The sequence below is a fragment of the Nostoc sp. NMS8 genome, assembly GCF_017115045.1.
Taxonomy (GTDB): Bacteria; Cyanobacteriota; Cyanobacteriia; order Cyanobacteriales; family Nostocaceae; genus Nostoc.
This window is the reverse complement of record NZ_JABXKK010000113.1, coordinates 149,447-167,065: the sequence shown is the minus strand read 5'-3', so window position 1 is coordinate 167,065 and position 17,619 is coordinate 149,447. Positions and strand designations below refer to the sequence as shown.

Genomic DNA, 17,619 nt, shown 5'->3' with positions numbered 1-17,619 from the left:
GATTTTAGATTGTTTCTGTGCGAAACTCTGTTTGTGTGCGTACTTGAAGCAAACTCTCCAAGATAGATTTTGACTCTTCAATCCAAAATTTAAAATTTAAAATCCGGTGACTAAAAGTTTAGCGTTTGGGTGAAACTTCACCAAACTTAATTAAAAGTGCGATCGCAATACTAACAAGTAAAATTAACGTCATACTCAAGGCTGAACCAAATCCCCAATTTTGGGTTGCTCCAAGAAACTGGTTATAAACTAACCGCGCCGCCGTCATACTAGAAGCACCACCGAGTAATTCTGGATCGACAAAATCCCCCAAACCTGTGATGAATACAAGCATGGATGCAGCCGCAATTCCCGGAAAGATTTGCGGTACAGTTACTTGGAAAAAAGTTTCCACCGGATTTGCACCTAAATCAGCCGCCGCTTCTAGTAACCGCTTGTCTAGTTTTTCGAGAGAGGCATATAAAATCAAAACCATATATGGTAACAAGCTGTAACTCATGCCAATCAATACAGCTTGACTATTGTTCAGTAATTCCAAAGTAGGTAAGCCTAAATTGTTGAATAAACTGTTCAATAAGCCAGTAGGACGAAGAATTGTAATCCAAGCATAAGAGCGGAGTAACGAAGAAGTCCATAAAGGTAGGACAAAGCCTAGTAACAGTAAATTTCGCCAACGTTGCGGCGCTATCTGAGCAATCCAATAGGCGACGGGAAAGCCCAAAATTAGACAAATGATTGTAGTGCCAAACGCAAAAAATAGCGATCGCCCAATTACTTGCAGGTAAAGAGAGTCAAATATTCGGATGTAGTTTTTGAATCCGTTGGGGTTAACTATATCTCCTGGTCGGATATCTGCAACTAAACTTAACTCGAAAATTATCAAAGCTGGCAACACCAACAAAAGTAATAACCAAATCCCAGATGGTGCAAGTAATATCAAGGGTTGGAGCCAATTTACTTGTGGGCGATGCAATTCTTCTATTTTAGAAATATTATTTTTTTCCAAATTAATCACTCCTAACTCCTAAATCAATTAACTACTAGTTAATTGAGTCCAATAGCGATCGTAAACCTCTTCAAATTCCTGTACAGGAGCAAGACGTTCACAATTTTTTAAAAGTGACTCTGGCGGAAACAAATTAACGTTGCTTTGGATTATTTTTGGCAATTGCTCAAATCCGGCGCTATTTGGTGTAGAAATGTTTAGGCGTTGACTGATTTGGGCCGCTATTTCTGGTTGCAAAATCATGTTAATCCAAGCATAGGCTCCAGCCCTGTTGGGTGCTGTTTTGGGAATTACAATAGTGTCTGTCCATAATGAAGAACCACTACGAGGAATCACATATTTTAGTTTAGGGTTTTCTTGAGAGATTTTCACTGCATCTGCTGAATAACACATTGCTAGTAGTAAATCTCCTGCCAGGATTTGATTTTGCCAAGCATCGGTATCAAAACGTGCGATCGCAGGTTTTAGCACCTTCAATTTTTCATAAGCTTGTTTGATTTCTTGTTCATTTTTAGAGTTGTAAGAATAACCTAGCATTCGTAACGTTGCACCCATTACTTCTCGAACATCATTAAGCAAAGTCATCCGCTGATTAAGTTGCTCTTGATTTTGCCAAAGATAATCCCAGTCTTGTGGTGCATCTTTAATTTTTTCGGAATTGTAAAGTAAACCTGTTGTCCCCCAGTTAAAAGGGATACTGTAGCGGTTATTGCGATCGTAACTAGGATTCTGAAACCGGGGAAATAAATTCTCTAGACCGATTAAGCGATCGTGATTTATTTCTGTTAGCAAACCCTTGTCTACCATCTTCTGCACCATGTAATCAGATGGGTTGATGATACTGTAAGTGCCACCGCCTCCAGCTTGCAATTTAGCCAGCATGACATCATTAGAATCATACACATCCGCTAGCACTTTTATGCCAGTTTGGGTGTTAAAGGTTTTCAATAATTGGTTGTCAGTATATTGTGTCCAAGTAAAGATATAAAGTTGGTCACGCTGACTATTCGTATTAGAATTAGCACGTACTTCAGCCAGCTTCCAGCCACAACCAGCTAAAGATAAGCCAGAAAGTGCTGCCACTCCTTTTAAAAATTGGCGTCTGTTAGTCATTAAGTTAATAGTCAATCATCTTTTATATTGTTGCCAATTCATTTTAGATATCTTTTTAATTGCAATGTTGATAGCTAGCTTAAACATTAACTTAAGTGTATATACTTGTGCAACTGTTAATAATTTACCTTTGTCGGACTGGGGATTGGGGACTGGGTACTGGGTACTGGGCAAGAAATTCCTTGATTGTTTTGATTGGGGTCTGAATCCACATATTTATCTTCCCAATCTCTAGTCCCCAATCCCCAATTCCCAGTTCAACTTACTGTAATAACTGTTCCCACACTCTCATTAGCCGATCTATCCACCGCACACACGGCATAGGTTCCGGCTTGTTGGACGGTGGCGAAGGTTGTGCCAGCAGATAAAATTCGCCCAATTATCCAAGTATCGCCAGTTTGTCGATAAAGTGTCCAAGAACGAACTGGCTGATTATCTCCAGGCTGCCAACTCAGTTTGCGGTTATTAACTTGTAGTCCAATAGGTGGAGGGGGTGGGGTTGTATCTTGCCAAGGCAAAGTTGGCGGTAGCGCAGGTTTGTTATAAAGTAGACTTTGAAATTTATCAGCAATTCCCTGACTATTTTCTGTCAAAACACTGAGGTTAAAGAAGATATTACCCAGTGACAACTGTCCAGCTTGGCTACGACTAATTTTCACCTGCTTTTCAATCTCATCACTTTCTCGGCTCTTGTTGCTTGGTTCTGTTAAATTGTTACCAGCGTAAACGTGTCTTTGCTTTGTGTTTACCTGTGTCCACCACTTTAGCAACGCTGGATAACTTTGTTGTGGTTGATCTGTGCGCCAGTAAAGTTGAGGCGCGATATAATCAATCCAGCCCTGCTCTAACCATTTCTTCGAGTCTGCATACAGGACGTTGTAAGCATCTAACCCAGTAATACCAGTGGGTTGTCCGGGGCGATAAATCCCAAAGGGACTAATACCAAATTTAACGTCGGGTTTGGTTACTTTAATACCCTGGTAGAGGCGCTGTACCATTTTGTTAACATTGTCCCGTCGCCAGTCGCCAAGGCTGAGAGTACCACCAGTTGCTTTATATGCAGCATAAGTTTTGCCATCGGGGAAAGCTTGTCCCTCAATGGGATACGGATAGAAATAATCATCTAAGTGAATGCCATCAACATCGTAGCGCTTCACTACATCGAGAATTACGTTATACGCCCTATCCTGAACTATTTTCAGTCCTGGGTCCATCCAGCGTTGAGTTTTCCACAAATAAACGCTTTCTGGATTAGTAGCTGCTATGTGGGGACGGACTGTTTTGGCTGGGTCAGTGGAAGTGCTAGCGCGGTAGGGGTTAAACCAAGCATGGAGTTCAATATTGTGCTTATGACATTCTGCGATCGCAAACGCTAAAGGATCATAAAATGGTTCTGGTGCTTTCCCCTGAGTCCCGGTAATCCAAGCACTCCAAGGCTCTAATTGGGATTCATACAAAGCGTCACCCTCTGGTCGCACCTGGAAAATGAGGGCATTGAAGTTTAACGCTTGTAATTTAGTAATAATCTCGGTGAGTTCAGCTTTTTGTTGGGCAACAGAAAGTCCCGCTTTAGAAGGCCAATCACCATTCCACACAGATACTACCCATGCACCCCGGAATTCCCGGCTATGATTTACCTTTACACTGCCGACAGGTGTAGGCGTTGGTGTGGGTGTAGGTGTTGGTATCGGTATCGGTGTAGGTGTTGGTATCGGTGTCGGCGTTGATATTGGCGGCTGCACTAAGTAACTGGAGGCAATTTTTTCTGCCTTACCTAAATACACTAAAGCTTGATAAATAATTACAGCCACATCTGCACGGGTGGCTGCGAGGTTAGGATTGAGTAATTTGATATTTGGGAAACTAACCACCAATCCCGCGCTGGTGGCAATAGCTACCTGATTTCTACCATACTCAGGAATCTGAACAGAATCTTGATAAATCTGTGGAAGTTGTGAGAGGAGGTCAGATTTTATCTTGGTGGCAATTTCTAAGCCTCCTACCAAAGCAACTAAGACTTCTACTCTGGTAATTCGGTTAGCGGAACGGAAAGTCTTATCAGGAAACCCACTAAGAAACGCTTTTTCGTAAGCTGTTTGAATGGCGGCTGCTGCCCAATAATTAGTAGGTACATCAACAAAAGGGACATACTGCCGCTTCTTGGAAACTGTCCCAAATGCGTTAGCGATGATGGCAGCAAATTCAGCGCGGGTAACAGAGTTATCGGGGCGATAGATGCCGTTAGGCAGCCCACTGACAATACCACGTTGGGCTAAGGCTGTAATAAATGAGCGTGCCCAATGGTTTTGAATATCCGAGAAGGGAGTAGCAATAGATACCATTGTTGATTGCAGCTAGCTGGCCTTGATTTTGATTTCCTTAGTTAATTTAGCAATTTTCTTGGCGTAGGCGTAACCCGCCGTAGGCATCGCTGCTGCAATCTCTTAATAAACTTTCACTACTCAAGTTTGGCAATGGGTCATTAATAATCCTTTTTTCCTATTCCCCATGCTCTATCTACTAAGTAGGATTTGCAACTTCGTTAGTAGGATTTGAGGTAGAACGTGCATTCAATGACAGCATTACGCGTGAAATGCCAGTGAAAATAACACTGACACCAACTAGTGTGCCAAGAAGCCAGGGCGCATTGAAAGGCCACTGGAACCAAATCATTGCACCTAAGACTAGCGTAATAATACCATCACCTAGTATCCACGTCCAGTTGTTTTGGGAGCGTAACTGGAATGCCAAAATTAACTCGAATGTGCCTTCAGTTAGCAAAAAAGTACCAAGCAACAGAGTTAGGGTGAGAACACCTGTATAAGGGTAAACAAACAACATTATGCCCGTTGCAATATATAGTCCGCTTAATAGAAGTTTCCAAATAAAACCTCCTCGCTCGCGGGTTTGAGTGGCATAAACTAGTTTTGTAAATCCGGCGAAAATCAAAATCGTAGCAATCCAAGTTTCGGCGAATAGGGTGGCGAAGTTAGGCACTGCGATCGCAATCACTCCTAAAACACTCAGGAGAATACCAGTTATCAGCGATCCATTAACATCCTTCTTAATATCTCTAGAAATATCGGTTGTCATACAAATTTTTTCTCTCTGCTCAGATTAAACTCTAAATTTAGGTTAGGGAATTTTTTAGTCACAGGGTATAACCCATAGGTAGACTCGGGTAGACTCGTCGGTATTAACTTACAAAAGTTCTGCAAGCCTGCTTAGACGCTCATAAACAGAGATGAGGCGATCACCTTCAAGTTCAACAGAAGTATTTGGATAATTCTGAATCGCTCCAAGTAGTGTAATTTGACCATTTTCTTTAATAGATGCACTTAAAGCGCTTCGCAACGCTTGTTGATCTAGTTGTCCTGCGGGAGGATGAACTACCTCACCAATTTGGTTAACTAAAATTGGCCCAGCCCAACTAGATAGTAAGCTATCTAAAAAGCCAGCATCGGCTTTGATTGGTGCTTTCAGTGCCTTACGAGCTAATTCAGGATCTTGTTTAGCCGCCTGTAAATAAGCTGTTAATATCGGGGTAGTCTTGCCTGTCTCTGTAAACTGACTTAATTCTTCAACAGATATTTGCCCCTGAAAAGTACCATACTTTAAGATAACTTGCTCGGCAGCATTAGCATTAGTGGTTGAGAATAGAACAATAGCACCTACGCCTAAAGCTACTGTTTGAGTGAGTAACTTAGCGAATTTCCGACTGTTTAATCGATTGAAAAGTTGATAAATCTGCATTTTGTCTAACTTTATAATGGTACGGAGCGTATATAGGCATTTTTTGCCCATATTTTAGTATCAAACATTTTCATCAGGCGAAACAGCATGAGGTAGTATTGACTTATCTTCATCTAAGGTTGGTGCAGGTACACCCAAATGTTTCCTTGCAGAATCTTCCGCCAGCTTTCGGTCTTGCTCGCTCTCGAACTGACTCTCATCTAATAAGTGAGGGTTTTTTGCCGCTTCATCTCGGCTTGGCCGATAGCCATTTTTCCACCTGTACTTCCAGTCCATAAGTTGAAAGGCAGATATACTGCAATTTGATTTCTTTGTTCTTCATCATAGGCGCTGAATGGAAAGTGATACTCCTGCTATGGGTTTAAGAGGCTGATCCAGAGGGTATAAATTTAACATATTAGAGTAAGAATACTTCACGTTACAAGATTTAATACATTAATATACGGTGAAATACTTATGAGTGGCGATCGCAAATCTTAATATGGTCATGAACTGCGATCGCTATCTGTATTCTTCTTCAAATTTTCATTCAAAAACTATCGGCGATCGCACCACTAAATTTGATCGCAAATCCTATACCTACAATTCGTGCAAAAATTAAGGCAGTGGCTCTCAAGCAATATCTCTATAGATATAAATCAAAAAGCTATTTTTTATAAAAAATATACCTGTAGAATCACGTAATTTAAGCTAAAAAAGCTTACTATTAAAAATAGCTTTACTAGTCTTAAGTTTAGTTGTAATCAACAAAGTACAGCCAAGAAAAAATAAATATAAAAAAGTACAACCAATGGCAGCTTCTACAGACCGTAACCAACAAATTAAAAAGCTGCATGAACTAATTAAAGATATTGATTATGGTATGTTTACCACAGTCGATGATGATGGCAGTTTGCATAGTTACCCCATGTCAAAGAGTGGTGAGATTAACTCTGATAGCATACTTTGGTTTTTTACTTATGCTGATTCCCATAAAGTGACTGAGATTGAACACCATAAGCAGGTCAACGTTAGTTTTTCGTCACCCGAACAGCAGCGATACGTTTCTATTTCAGGTACAGCGCAACTAGTACAAGACCGCAACAAGTTGCGAGAACTATGGAAGCCGGAACTTCAAACCTGGTTTCCTAAAGGGCTTGAGGAACCCAATATTGCTTTGCTTAAGGTGAATATTAACCAGGTTAATTATTGGGAGAGTGTATCGAGCATTCAGCCACAAACAATTAGTTTTTTGACACCATCTCGCCTTTAATTAATTCGTAATTCGTAATTCGTAATTTGTAGTTAAGAGTTAAAATACAAATCATCAATTACGAATTATTCACACGTGTAAGTATTGGATAATCTTGCCAGGGGTTAAGTATTTTTAATTGCAAAAAACATGGCAGATCATCACAAGAGAAATGAATCAACCCAAAGCATCTGTTTTTACTAAGAGGATGTTTGAAAAGTGGTTAGCCGTGATTGTAGGCACTAACTGATCCCCCCTAGCCCCCCTTAAGAAGGGGGGAACCGGAATCAAAGTCCCCTTTTTAAGGGGGATTTAGGGGGATCTAGAACGTTTTGTTACCGAGAAAAAAACTTTTCAAACATCCTTTTATGAGGATGTTTGAAAAGTATTAGGCAATATAATTTGCTACTATACAAACCAAGTCCACCTCCGTGGGTAAAGTCTCGTGTAGCCGCGATTTCTAATCGCCAAGGCTAGTAACAAATTAGACTTTTCAAACATCCTCTAAGGGGCTTCCAAATAAAAAATATTCAATTAACTTTTGTGAGGTGAACGACGCGAGAGCGAGATTATGGACTGGGCGCTCATGTTGCCCACCCCACAATATTGGATAATTTATTTCTTGGAATTCCCTAAAAAAGGCTACATTATCTATATCGTAGCCCTTTTAAACGTAGAGGAAGACAAAGTAAGCGGATAAGTATGCAGAGTCTTTTTGAAGAGAAATAGCTACAAATTTCTGCAATATTGTATTTAGGAAGTCTTAAAATGTCGCCCAAACAATTTATTTACTGCTGGCAAAAACGCTTACTTCCCATGTTGATACCTACTGCTGTGCGAGTAGTGGTAATAATTTGTCTAACAGCAGGGGTTTTGGGCATCTGGGGAAGCACTGCTTCTATGAGTTATGCTCATGCTCAACTAGTAAGTTCCAATAGAGGCATTCAGGATCAACAGACACCATTAAAACCAACAGCGCTAAATGCCACTGTATATCACAGTCCCGATTGTAACTGTTGTGGCGGGTGGATTGATCATTTAAAGGCACAGGGTTTTAAAATCACAGACTTCTCTACGTCTGACATCGAAACAGTCAAACAAAAGTACAATGTGCCGGATAATTTGTCATCCTGCCACACAGCAATTGTGAACGGATATGTCATTGAAGGACACGTCCCAGCAGATGATATCAAACGTCTGCTTCAAGAAAAGCCAAATGTTATTGGTTTATCTGTTCCCCAAATGCCTGTAGGTACTCCTGGTATGGAGATGGGGAATCGAAAAGATCCGTTTTCTGTGCTTTCTTTTGATCGTCAAAACTCAGTTGCAGTATTCAATAAGTATCGCGCTGATTCCTGAGTGAATTAGAACGAGTTATATTATTTATGGCAATTACATATCATGTCCGGCTAAATACTAGACATCTGGTGAAAATGAATGTAGAGACGTAGTAGTTCTACGCCTCTACAAGGGTTCTAGATATGGCATATTTAATTTCTGGAGATGTCTAGTAATTTGCCGGACATGATATTACTCATTAGAGATATGAGTGAAAATGGGCGTAGAGACGCAGCACTGCCACATCTCTACAAGGGTTCTAAATAACGCATATTTAATTTCTAGAGATGTTTATTAGAACCAGATTTAATCAACTGCGACAAATTATTTAACCATTTCCCAAACCAGAAGCCAGATGTGAAGGTTGCAACATTTTGAGAAAGAAGTTCAATGGCATGGTTACAATCTTGCAGGCTGGCATCAAGGCCGATTGCGTGATAGATTTCGCGAGCATTGCAAAAGGCATCGATCGCTTCTGATTCTCGATTGATTTTTTCTAACACCAAACCCAAATTAAACCAGGCGTTTGCTTCACCATTTCGATCGTCGAGATGTCTTCTGATCTCTAATGAATGCTGATGAAATTCAAAGGCCATTTGGTACTGTCCCAAAGCCTTATAAGCACTGCCCAACCCACTCAAGGCCATGCTTTCGCCATTGCGATCGCTGATGAATTTTGCCACCCCTAACCATTGCTGGTAAAACTCAATTGCCAGTTGGTAATTTCCCAACGATTCATAAGTATTGCCTAAACTTCCCAGGCTTAGGCATTCCCCAGTCCAATCACCTATGTTCTTCGTTATACTCAACCACTGCTGATAAAACTCTATCGCTTGCTCGTACTTGCCCAGGTATTCATAAGTATTGCCCAAACTTCCCAAGCAAATGCCTTCTCCAGTGCGATCGCCAATTTTCCTAGTGATACTCAACCACTGCTGATAAAATTCAATTGCTCGCTGGTATTTTCCCAGCGATTGGTAAGCGTTACCCAACCCAGATAAAGATTTAGCTTCCCCCAAGCGATCGCCTATTTCTCTAGCCGTATCCAACCACTGCTGATAAAACTCAATTGCTAGGTGGTACTCGCCTAATGACTGGTAAGCATTACCCAAACTTCCCAAAGAAATAACTTCTTCATTGGGTTGACTTTGCCCACCATTGGCATCGCCTATTTCTCTAGCTTTTTCTAAGCACCGTTCTTCAAACTCAATGAACTCAACAGGTTGCGTCCATAATTCCCCACATTGCTGCGCCAAAGTTGAGGAATCCTCGGCGTTCTGCGACTGGGTACTGTTTACTCGGCTAACACCGTGGGTGTCAGCATTCGACTGACTTGTATTAAGCTGTGTCGTTGGCGCAGCCCCTTGTAGAGAAGTAGCACTCACGCCGAAGTCCGAACAAGACTGGGCAGGAAATTCCTTTAAGATTTCGCTGGGATCTGAATTCCCATCCAAATTTTCCCAATCCCCAATCCCTAATCCCCAATCCCCAGCCCCTATTTCAATGTTATTTAGGCTCCCGGATCTAATTACTTCTGTCATTCTCTATAGAAAACGAAATTTTTGGTTAATAAGCTGTTGATTATACAATTTTCTGTACCTTTAGCACAGGATAAGTGAAACTTATAGGCACAACTTCTCTTAAAAACCCAGAAGTTATTCTTCAATATTAAACCTTATTTTATACCCCGTATTCTCTGTGTATAAAAGACTTTAAATATAAGAAAAACCAAATCAATCAGCAGCAGCGTAGTCGGGTAATACCTTGAGTTCTAAATTAACAGCACTGAGATAATTTTGGTCGTTTAAAAATTGTGATGGTAATTTATCTGCATTAACAGCAGCTTGAACCACATCTTTCGCCAGAATATTTCTGTTTTGAGTTCCAAGTACTAGCGCTTCTCCGCTCGGAATCCCATGTTGTTGCAGACCTCCTTGATAAGCAAAAGTTACTAGATTCAAGGGTTGTAGGTAACTCACAGCAGTTGAGTTAGTGGATATATTTTTAGAGTTAACAGCTATTGTTTCATTGCTATTGCTACTAGCTGTTTGAGCGCTAGCGATGCCAGGTACAAAGGTAATAGAAGCAAAAATAAGTGCAGAATTTATTAATGTAACAAGTTTCATAATTTATACTTAGGTAAAATGCAATCGGTGTTCTTTACTAATAGAGTCCTCTTTATTATTAATCTCAGCTTCCTTCGTCCAGGTCATCTGATCGGTTGATATATGACTCACCCAAAAGGGTGAGCTAATTGAGCAACACAAAGAGGAATGGAGACTCAGTTAGGGACTTCCAAATAAAAAAATATTTAATTAACTCAACAAGCTTGGCTGAATGCGAGTGCGTCTTGTCGAGAAGTTGGCGAGGGATTGGCTATAACTTACAGGATTTCTCTAGTATTGGTATTGCTTGCCTGCGATCGCAAATCAATCATTTGCTCTAATCACCTGCTTCTCTAGCATCCCTTATTTCATCAAACTCATTCTCGATTGCACGAACGCTTAGATTATATATTTTAATATTATCAAAAATCAGTTTTCCATTAAAAAATATCATTTAATTTTATTTATGTGGATGTAAAAAATTTTAAAATGTTTATTTTTGTAAAAAATCCATAATACCAACTATCGAAAATCTGGTATATCTATAAAGCTTAAGTAGTTTAAAATTTTAAAAACCCATTTTTACAAGGAATAAAGTCTTTACTTATGGCTAAGTAATTGTTAAAATCCCGATTTTGGGCTTGATAAAAGCTACAACTGCTTTTAGTGGATGTATCAGCTTAGATATTACTGTGTGAATGCTGTACAAAGTAATTTTGTACGGCAGAGATTGTCATAGATAGTTAATTGGCAAACTCTTCACAAAAAGATGACTTGATTTCTGAGAGCTTGTCTTGGCAGGCTAAGTTTAGATTGTGAGTAATACAGTACTTACAACAAAGAGTGGTGTTTTATTTTGTGTGTGAGGAACGGGTGTGAATTACTACCAATTAATGTGTACTAGAAAAATCAGTTGGCTGTACTTACTTACTGCTTTTATTTTGTTGGGTGCATCTCCTATCAATGCAAAACCAATTGCTGGCAGTACTTTAAACAATTTTGAGAGCGCAGAAAACGGCAACAGGAGTGTTTCTTTAACTAATTCTAATTCTCTAGAATCTAATGCGATCGCTCAAGTAAACTCTGTATCTCAATTATCAGATGTCAAGACCACAGATTGGGCATTTCAATCACTGCAATCTGTAGTAGAGCGTTACGGTTGCATTGTGGGATATCCTGATAGTACTTACAAAGGGAATCGAGCCTTAAGCCGTTATGAATTTGCTGCTGGATTGAATGCTTGTTTAGATAGAATCAACGAACTGATTGCTACTAGTACTGCTGATTTAGTTAGCAAAGAAGATTTAGCTACTCTCCAAAAACTCCAAGAAGAATTTGCAGCTGAACTTGCTACAATACGTGGTCGAGTAGATGCCTTAGAAACTCGCACCGCTACCTTAGAGAAGCAACATATCCTGATAGTACTTACAAAGGGAATCGAGCCTTAAGCCGTTATGAATTTGCTGCTGGATTGAATGCTTGTTTAGATAGAATCAACGAACTGATTGCTACTAGTACTGCTGATTTAGTTAGCAAAGAAGATTTAGCTACTCTCCAAAAACTCCAAGAAGAATTTGCAGCTGAACTTGCTACAATACGTGGTCGAGTAGATGCCTTAGAAACTCGCACCGCTACCTTAGAGAAGCAACAGTTTTCTACCACAACTAAACTTAATGGCGAAGCGATTTTTTCTTTATCGACAGCTACAGGTGGAGAACCAGGTAGCCAAGATGCTAATTTAGCCTTCAATAATCGCGTCAGACTCAATCTTACTAGTAGCTTTAATGGCAGTGATCTGTTCATTGTTGGACTCCAAGCTTACAACTTCAGATCAACAGGTTCATTTTATGAAAGAGGAAACATTCAAGGCCAATTACTGCCGAATTCAAGTTTTCTTGGCGCAGGTTCAACCAAGTTAAGTTTTGAACCTCAATTTCCTGGTTTTAACCCCCAGACACTACAACCCGATGGCGGAGCAAATTCAGTTAGTCTTTACAAGCTAGCTTATGTCTTACCGTTGTCTCAGAAATTTATTGTTTTTGGTGGAACGAATGCAGAGATTACAGATGTTTTTCCTGCCATCACTCCCTACGCTAGCGATAGTCAAGGCGCAATCTCTCGATTTGCAGGTTACAACGCTGCCGTCAGAATTACAGGAGGCACTTCTGGTACTGGTTTACTAGCGGGTGCTGGTTTCTTGTGGAATCCTTCAAAACAAGTGGGACTCGGAGTTATTTATGGTAGTGGTTCAGCTTCAATACCAGAAGATAATGGTCTTCTGAACACACCTTTGGGGGGAGGTTTCTTTAACGGTACAGAAGCAATTGCTGCACAACTGACCCTCAAACCAATTTCAACTCTTGATATCGGCATCAACTACGCACACAGCTATCACACAATTAACATTTTAGGTACAGGCTTGGGTAGCGCTGATATTGCTTCTATTCGATTTACTCCCAATGCAGCGCAACTGGCAAGGGTTGGTGGTGACGCTACACTAGCAACTCTTGATGAGCCAATCAATGTAAATTCTGTTGGTGCAACGGTAACGTGGCGGTTTGCACCGAAAACATCCATCTCACTATCAGGTGCGTTGCTTTTTGCTAATCTCTTGAATGTAGATGCCTCTACAACCTTTAGTAGCTGGTCGGCTGGGCTGCATTTTAGAGATATATTCCATGAAGGAAATACCGCAGCCCTCATTTTTGGACAGCCGCTTTACCGACAATCTGTAGCGGGAATTGCTTCTCGTCCAGAAGACGCGACTCCCTACCATTTAGAAACGTTTTATAACTATCGGGTCAATGACAATATCTCCATTACCCCTGGTGTATATTTGATCTTTAGCCCAGAAGGCTTTAGTGCTAATGACACAGCAATTGTAGGCGCACTTCGCACTAGTTTTACCTTCTAAAGCGCCAGTTCAATAGAAGTAGTTAACGAAAAATGCAGTTGGGTGAATGTTGTTGAAATCGAATATCTAGGTTCGTTAATCGCTTCACTCAACCATTTTTCGGGACTTCTGAATTCTTCTTCAATTTGATACAAAGAGATTTTTCAGGAACTTTACCCATTGTCGGCGAATCTTAGTGCCAGTCCCCCATACTCAATATTGCGATCTAAGATTATTGGGTATTCTATAAATTGCGATCGCCACTATACTGATGATCGAAGTTGAACATCTGAGTAAAATATACGGCTCTACCCCAGCAATTACTGATGTCACCTTTAGCGTCGAACCTGGGGAAATTTTAGGGTTGTTAGGCCCCAATGGGGCTGGAAAAACCACAACCATGCGGATTCTGGCTGGTTATTTACCGGCAACCAATGGAAATGCCCGGATTGCTGGTTATGATGTCCATGAAAATTCTCTGGCTGTGCGCCAACGTATTGGTTATTTACCCGAAACACCGCCGTTATACCCAGAGATGACGGTGGAGGGATTTTTGCATTTTGTCGCCCGAATTAAGGGAGTTCCAGCAGGCGATCGCCCCAATAAGGTAACAGCCGCCATCGAACGCTGCAACTTAGAAGATAAGCGGCGGGTGATTATCCGCAAACTCTCTAAAGGATACCGCCAAAGGGTAGGAATTGCTCAAGCGATCGTCCACGATCCCCCAGCGATCATTTTGGATGAACCTACCGTTGGCCTCGATCCTCGACAAATAATTGAAGTGCGGAATTTAATTAAAAGCCTCGCTGGTACGCACACAATTATTCTTTCCACGCACATTCTGCCAGAAGTGAGCATGACTTGTAACCGCGTCGCTATCATCAATCGCGGTAAAGTTGTGGTAACTAATACACCAGAAAACCTGATGACTCAGTTGACAGGTGGTGCTGGGTATGAGTTGGAAATAGAAGGAGAAGCTGCTCTCGCGAAACAGGTATTGCAAAAAGTCGCGGGTGTGAGTCTGATAGAATCAATTCCCACAGCCGGAATCCACGGTCATCAACCCCAGGAAAATCGCGCTTACCTGCGGGTAATATCGCAACCAGGAAAAGAACCAGGAAAGGATATTGCCACAACATTAGTGCGTGCAGGATTCGGTTTACATGAACTGCGGCGGGTTAACGCTACCTTAGAAGACGTGTTCTTGCAACTGACCACAGAAGAAAAGAATTTCGATCCTGAGGTAGACTTAGCAGCAGACAACGAAGGAGAGGCAGCCTAAATGGGTATAGTGCTGAGTAATATTATTGCCATTTATCGGCGAGAGTTACAGAGTTATTTTGTATCGCCTTTAGCTTATGCGATCGCAGGCATATTTTGGTTCCTTGCTGGGTTATTCTTCGTGATGATTTTGCTAGGGCCAGATGGCATTTTGGTAGGAGTGGCGGCAATGGATGCACAAGGGCAACAGTTGGGAGTACCAGTACCACCCATAGATGTCCCCTACGAATTTGTCCGAATATTTTTGGAACGTATGGAGTGGCTATTATTGTTTATTCTGCCCATCCTCTCAATGGGACTTTATGCTGAAGAACGTAAGCGGGGCACTTTAGAACTGTTAGCCACCTCACCAATCACCAATTGGGCGGTAGCTGTGGGTAAATTATTAGGCGTAGTAACATTTCTGACCACAATGGTTGTACCCATGATAGTGTTTGAAGCGATCGCCATCAGCGGCTCAAATCCACCAATGTCGCTCTCAATTCCCTTGCTGGGTAATTTTGGATTAATCTTGCTAGCAGCAGCAATTTTATCTATCGGAATGTTTATTTCCTCATTAACAGACAGCACAATTCTGTCTGCCGTTCTCACCTTTGCAGTCATTTTATTATTGTTATTGATTGATTTAATCGGCAAAATTGTCCCTGGCCCCGTGGGCGAAGCTTTAGGTTATCTATCATTGCTGAAACATTACAGCACCTTAATTCAAGGGATTTTCGATACCAGCACCTTGATTTTATTCGCCAGTTACATTTTTTTGGGCATCTTTCTCACCGCTCAATCAATTGATGCACTGCGCTTTCAAAGACAATAGTCATGTTGCTTCTCTACGAGACGCCAAGGGCGAACGCTCCGAATTCAAAATTCAAAATTAATTATCCCCCTGAATTTATTGTAAATTAAAGGGTTTAAGACCCCTACATCTACATGTAGTACCCATTTAAATCGGGGTTAAATCCCCGTCTAAAATGTCTTAAATTTTGAATTTTGAATTGTTATTCAGTTGTCTTACTTATTTTTAGTCACTCAATTTTCGTCCATATATTTTTACTTGTCACTATTTTTAGACAAATGACTAATGACCAATGACAAATTATATGAAGATAGTTGCAAAAAAGAAACTTTGGAAATATCTGTTTTGGTTGGGCCCATTCCTAATTACTGTCGGCTTAACAGTTGGATTAGTTTCTGAACAGTGGGGACTAATTCCATTAGTATTTATAATTACGGGAATTGTTATCAGTGGATTGGGGATAATATGGCAAAGTTACCAAACTAACTGGTGGAACCGTCGTTCTACCCAAGCAGGGACTAATGCCTTAGTGGTGACTCTGGCAATATTAGCAATTTTGGGATTAATTAATTTTTTGGGGACTCGCTACCATCTGCGGGCAGACTTAACAGAATCTCAATTATTTACCCTTGCGCCCCAGTCGCGGGAATTAGTAAGCGTTTTACCACAGCCAGTTAAAGTGTGGGTGTTTGATATTAACCAAAATCCCCAAGACCGAGAACTGCTAGAAAATTATCAGCGGCAAAGCTCAAAATTTAAATATGAATACATCAACCCCGAAGCTAGACCAGGACTTGCAGAAAAGTTTGGCGTCAAAAATTATGGGGAAGTTTACTTAGAATCTGGGGATAAACGGCAATTAGTACAGACAATAAATGAAAATGAACGTCTATCGGAAATCAGATTAACTAGCCGCCTGCAACAACTAACAAATTTAAGCACAGCCAAAGTTTACTTACTGCAAGGTCATGGCGAACGCCAACTTTCAGCTGGTAAAGGTGCAATGTCACAAGCAGTTCAAGGATTAGGCGACAAAAATTTCACAACATCACCGCTGAATCTAGCAGAAACCTCGAAAGTTCCTCAAGATGCAACTGTCGTCATTGTAGCTGGCCCCAAGCGAGAGTTATTTCAGGGCGAAGTCAACGCCTTGCAACAATATCTGAATCGAGGCGGTAATTTACTGCTAATGATTGATCCTAATACCGATCCTAAACTTAATAGCTTGCTACAAGAGTGGGGTGTTCGTCTGGATAATCGTTTAGCCGTAGATGTTTCTGGAGAAAGCGTCGTGGGACGTGGCCCTGCTGCCCCCTTAGTAACAGAATACGGTCAACATCCAATTACCAAAGATTTCGGCAACGGTAACTCTTTTTATCCGATTTCGCGACCACTGGAAATTACCTCTGTCCCTGGTGTTGAAGCTACTCCTCTGCTACGAACCAAACCCTATCCCAGCAGTTGGGCAGAAAGCGATCTCCAAAGCGAAAAATTAGAGTTTAATGCAGATAAAGACCTTAAAGGGCCTCTGACTTTGGGTGTTGCCTTAACTAGAAAACAAACACCCAAATCTACTTCTACTCCCCAAGCCTTACCTACACCTTCACCCCTACCATCACCAACTACCCAAGGCAAGACAAGCCCTAATTCTTCTGCCAAAACTCCGCAGGTACTTCCATCACCAACCACCCAAGGCAAAACTAGCTCTAATTCTTCTGCCAAAACTCCGCAAGCTTTAACACTTCCATCACCAACCACCACTCCCTCATCTCCCCCTGCTTCCTCATCTCAAACAACCACTGAGTCGCGGTTAGTGGTTTTAGGAAATTCTAATTTCGCCACCGATGGTTTGTTTCAACAGCAACTAAACGGAGATGTATTCCTCAATTCAGTTACTTGGCTGAGTAAACAAGACCAGCAATCCCTTTCCATTCGCCCCAAAGAACCGAAAAATCGTCGGATAACCCTGACAACCACCCAAGCGAATCTTTTAATAGTATCGTCTTTGTTATTTTTACCTTTAATTGGGTTGGCGGCGGCAGTTATTATCTGGTGGAAACGACGGTAAGAAATGGGTTAGGAGTTAGGAGTTAAGAGTTATAAATA

General features: G+C 41.1%; 15 protein-coding genes. 7 read left to right on the top strand and 8 right to left on the bottom strand.

Annotation, left to right across the window (positions count from 1 at the left end):
- Window positions 1-118: 118 nt before the first annotated feature.
- The 6 genes from HWQ39_RS30780 to HWQ39_RS30755 all read right to left on the bottom strand — a co-directional run bounded on the left by HWQ39_RS30780 (window position 119) and on the right by HWQ39_RS30755 (window position 6,148).
- On the bottom strand, window positions 119-1,012 hold the full coding sequence (locus tag HWQ39_RS30780) for an ABC transporter permease (RefSeq protein ID WP_292853762.1): 894 nt from the start codon (window positions 1,010-1,012) through the stop codon (window positions 119-121).
- A gap of 21 nt (window positions 1,013-1,033) precedes the next feature.
- Complete coding sequence (locus tag HWQ39_RS30775) at window positions 1,034-2,119, bottom strand: spermidine/putrescine ABC transporter substrate-binding protein (RefSeq protein WP_292853740.1); 1,086 nt, start codon at window positions 2,117-2,119, stop codon at window positions 1,034-1,036.
- Window positions 2,120-2,376: 257 nt separating this feature from the next.
- On the bottom strand, window positions 2,377-4,461 hold the full coding sequence (locus tag HWQ39_RS30770) for a family 10 glycosylhydrolase (RefSeq protein WP_292853739.1): 2,085 nt from the start codon (window positions 4,459-4,461) through the stop codon (window positions 2,377-2,379).
- Window positions 4,462-4,639: 178 nt separating this feature from the next.
- Window positions 4,640-5,212, bottom strand: coding sequence for an HdeD family acid-resistance protein (locus tag HWQ39_RS30765; protein ID WP_292853738.1), 573 nt, complete (start codon window positions 5,210-5,212; stop codon window positions 4,640-4,642).
- Window positions 5,213-5,320: 108 nt separating this feature from the next.
- The gene (locus HWQ39_RS30760; RefSeq protein WP_292853737.1) at window positions 5,321-5,872 is read right to left on the bottom strand and encodes an alpha/beta hydrolase; all 552 of its coding nucleotides are present in this window, start codon (window positions 5,870-5,872) and stop codon (window positions 5,321-5,323) included.
- 60 nt (window positions 5,873-5,932) lie between these two features.
- The gene (locus tag HWQ39_RS30755; protein ID WP_292853736.1) at window positions 5,933-6,148 is read right to left on the bottom strand and encodes a bromodomain-containing protein; all 216 of its coding nucleotides are present in this window, start codon (window positions 6,146-6,148) and stop codon (window positions 5,933-5,935) included.
- Window positions 6,149-6,662: 514 nt separating this feature from the next.
- Here HWQ39_RS30755 and HWQ39_RS30750 point away from each other — a divergent pair.
- Window positions 6,663-7,124: a pyridoxamine 5'-phosphate oxidase family protein gene (locus HWQ39_RS30750; protein ID WP_292853735.1), complete on the top strand. Its 462-nt coding sequence runs from the start codon at window positions 6,663-6,665 to the stop codon at window positions 7,122-7,124.
- A 747-nt stretch (window positions 7,125-7,871) separates the two neighbouring features.
- On the top strand, window positions 7,872-8,462 hold the full coding sequence (locus HWQ39_RS30745; RefSeq protein WP_292853734.1) for a DUF411 domain-containing protein: 591 nt from the start codon (window positions 7,872-7,874) through the stop codon (window positions 8,460-8,462).
- Window positions 8,463-8,722: 260 nt separating this feature from the next.
- Here HWQ39_RS30745 and HWQ39_RS30740 read toward each other — a convergent pair whose 3' ends face one another.
- Together HWQ39_RS30740 and HWQ39_RS30735 are read right to left on the bottom strand one after the other, a co-directional pair.
- Window positions 8,723-9,982, bottom strand: coding sequence for a tetratricopeptide repeat protein (locus HWQ39_RS30740; RefSeq protein ID WP_292853733.1), 1,260 nt, complete (start codon window positions 9,980-9,982; stop codon window positions 8,723-8,725).
- Between the two features lie 192 nt (window positions 9,983-10,174).
- Window positions 10,175-10,567, bottom strand: coding sequence for a hypothetical protein (locus HWQ39_RS30735; RefSeq protein WP_292853732.1), 393 nt, complete (start codon window positions 10,565-10,567; stop codon window positions 10,175-10,177).
- 854 nt (window positions 10,568-11,421) lie between these two features.
- Here HWQ39_RS30735 and HWQ39_RS30730 point away from each other — a divergent pair.
- The 5 genes from HWQ39_RS30730 (at window position 11,422) to HWQ39_RS30710 (ending at window position 17,581) form a co-directional block, all read left to right on the top strand.
- Window positions 11,422-11,994 (top strand): iron uptake porin, encoded by a 573-nt coding sequence (locus tag HWQ39_RS30730; RefSeq protein ID WP_292853731.1) that lies wholly within the window; start codon window positions 11,422-11,424, stop codon window positions 11,992-11,994.
- A gap of 23 nt (window positions 11,995-12,017) precedes the next feature.
- Entirely contained in the window at window positions 12,018-13,460 is a 1,443-nt protein-coding gene (locus HWQ39_RS30725; RefSeq protein ID WP_366932312.1) for an iron uptake porin, read from the top strand.
- A gap of 250 nt (window positions 13,461-13,710) precedes the next feature.
- Window positions 13,711-14,721 carry an ABC transporter ATP-binding protein gene (locus HWQ39_RS30720; RefSeq protein WP_292853730.1) on the top strand — a complete coding sequence of 337 codons (1,011 nt, stop codon included), beginning with the start codon at window positions 13,711-13,713 and terminating at the stop codon, window positions 14,719-14,721.
- Entirely contained in the window at window positions 14,722-15,534 is an 813-nt protein-coding gene (locus HWQ39_RS30715; protein ID WP_292853729.1) for an ABC transporter permease, read from the top strand.
- Window positions 15,535-15,817: 283 nt separating this feature from the next.
- A complete protein-coding gene (locus HWQ39_RS30710) occupies window positions 15,818-17,581 on the top strand; it encodes a Gldg family protein (protein WP_292853728.1) in 1,764 nt (587 codons plus the stop codon).
- The last annotated feature ends 38 nt before the right edge of the window (window positions 17,582-17,619 follow it).

Bases quoted from the DNA above. Each gene is read 5' to 3' on its own strand.
- HWQ39_RS30745 (WP_292853734.1), top strand. From the start codon at position 7,872: ATGTCGCCCAAACAATTTATTTACTGCTGGCAAAAACGCTTACTTCCC.
- HWQ39_RS30710 (WP_292853728.1), top strand. From the start codon at position 15,818: ATGAAGATAGTTGCAAAAAAGAAACTTTGGAAATATCTGTTTTGGTTG.
- HWQ39_RS30735 (WP_292853732.1), bottom strand. From the start codon at position 10,567: ATGAAACTTGTTACATTAATAAATTCTGCACTTATTTTTGCTTCTATT.
- HWQ39_RS30775 (WP_292853740.1), bottom strand. From the start codon at position 2,119: ATGACTAACAGACGCCAATTTTTAAAAGGAGTGGCAGCACTTTCTGGC.
- HWQ39_RS30750 (WP_292853735.1), top strand. From the start codon at position 6,663: ATGGCAGCTTCTACAGACCGTAACCAACAAATTAAAAAGCTGCATGAA.
- HWQ39_RS30715 (WP_292853729.1), top strand. From the start codon at position 14,722: ATGGGTATAGTGCTGAGTAATATTATTGCCATTTATCGGCGAGAGTTA.
- HWQ39_RS30740 (WP_292853733.1), bottom strand. From the start codon at position 9,982: ATGACAGAAGTAATTAGATCCGGGAGCCTAAATAACATTGAAATAGGG.
- HWQ39_RS30720 (WP_292853730.1), top strand. From the start codon at position 13,711: ATGATCGAAGTTGAACATCTGAGTAAAATATACGGCTCTACCCCAGCA.
- HWQ39_RS30770 (WP_292853739.1), bottom strand. From the start codon at position 4,461: ATGGTATCTATTGCTACTCCCTTCTCGGATATTCAAAACCATTGGGCA.
- HWQ39_RS30755 (WP_292853736.1), bottom strand. From the start codon at position 6,148: ATGGACTGGAAGTACAGGTGGAAAAATGGCTATCGGCCAAGCCGAGAT.
- HWQ39_RS30760 (WP_292853737.1), bottom strand. From the start codon at position 5,872: ATGCAGATTTATCAACTTTTCAATCGATTAAACAGTCGGAAATTCGCT.
- HWQ39_RS30765 (WP_292853738.1), bottom strand. From the start codon at position 5,212: ATGACAACCGATATTTCTAGAGATATTAAGAAGGATGTTAATGGATCG.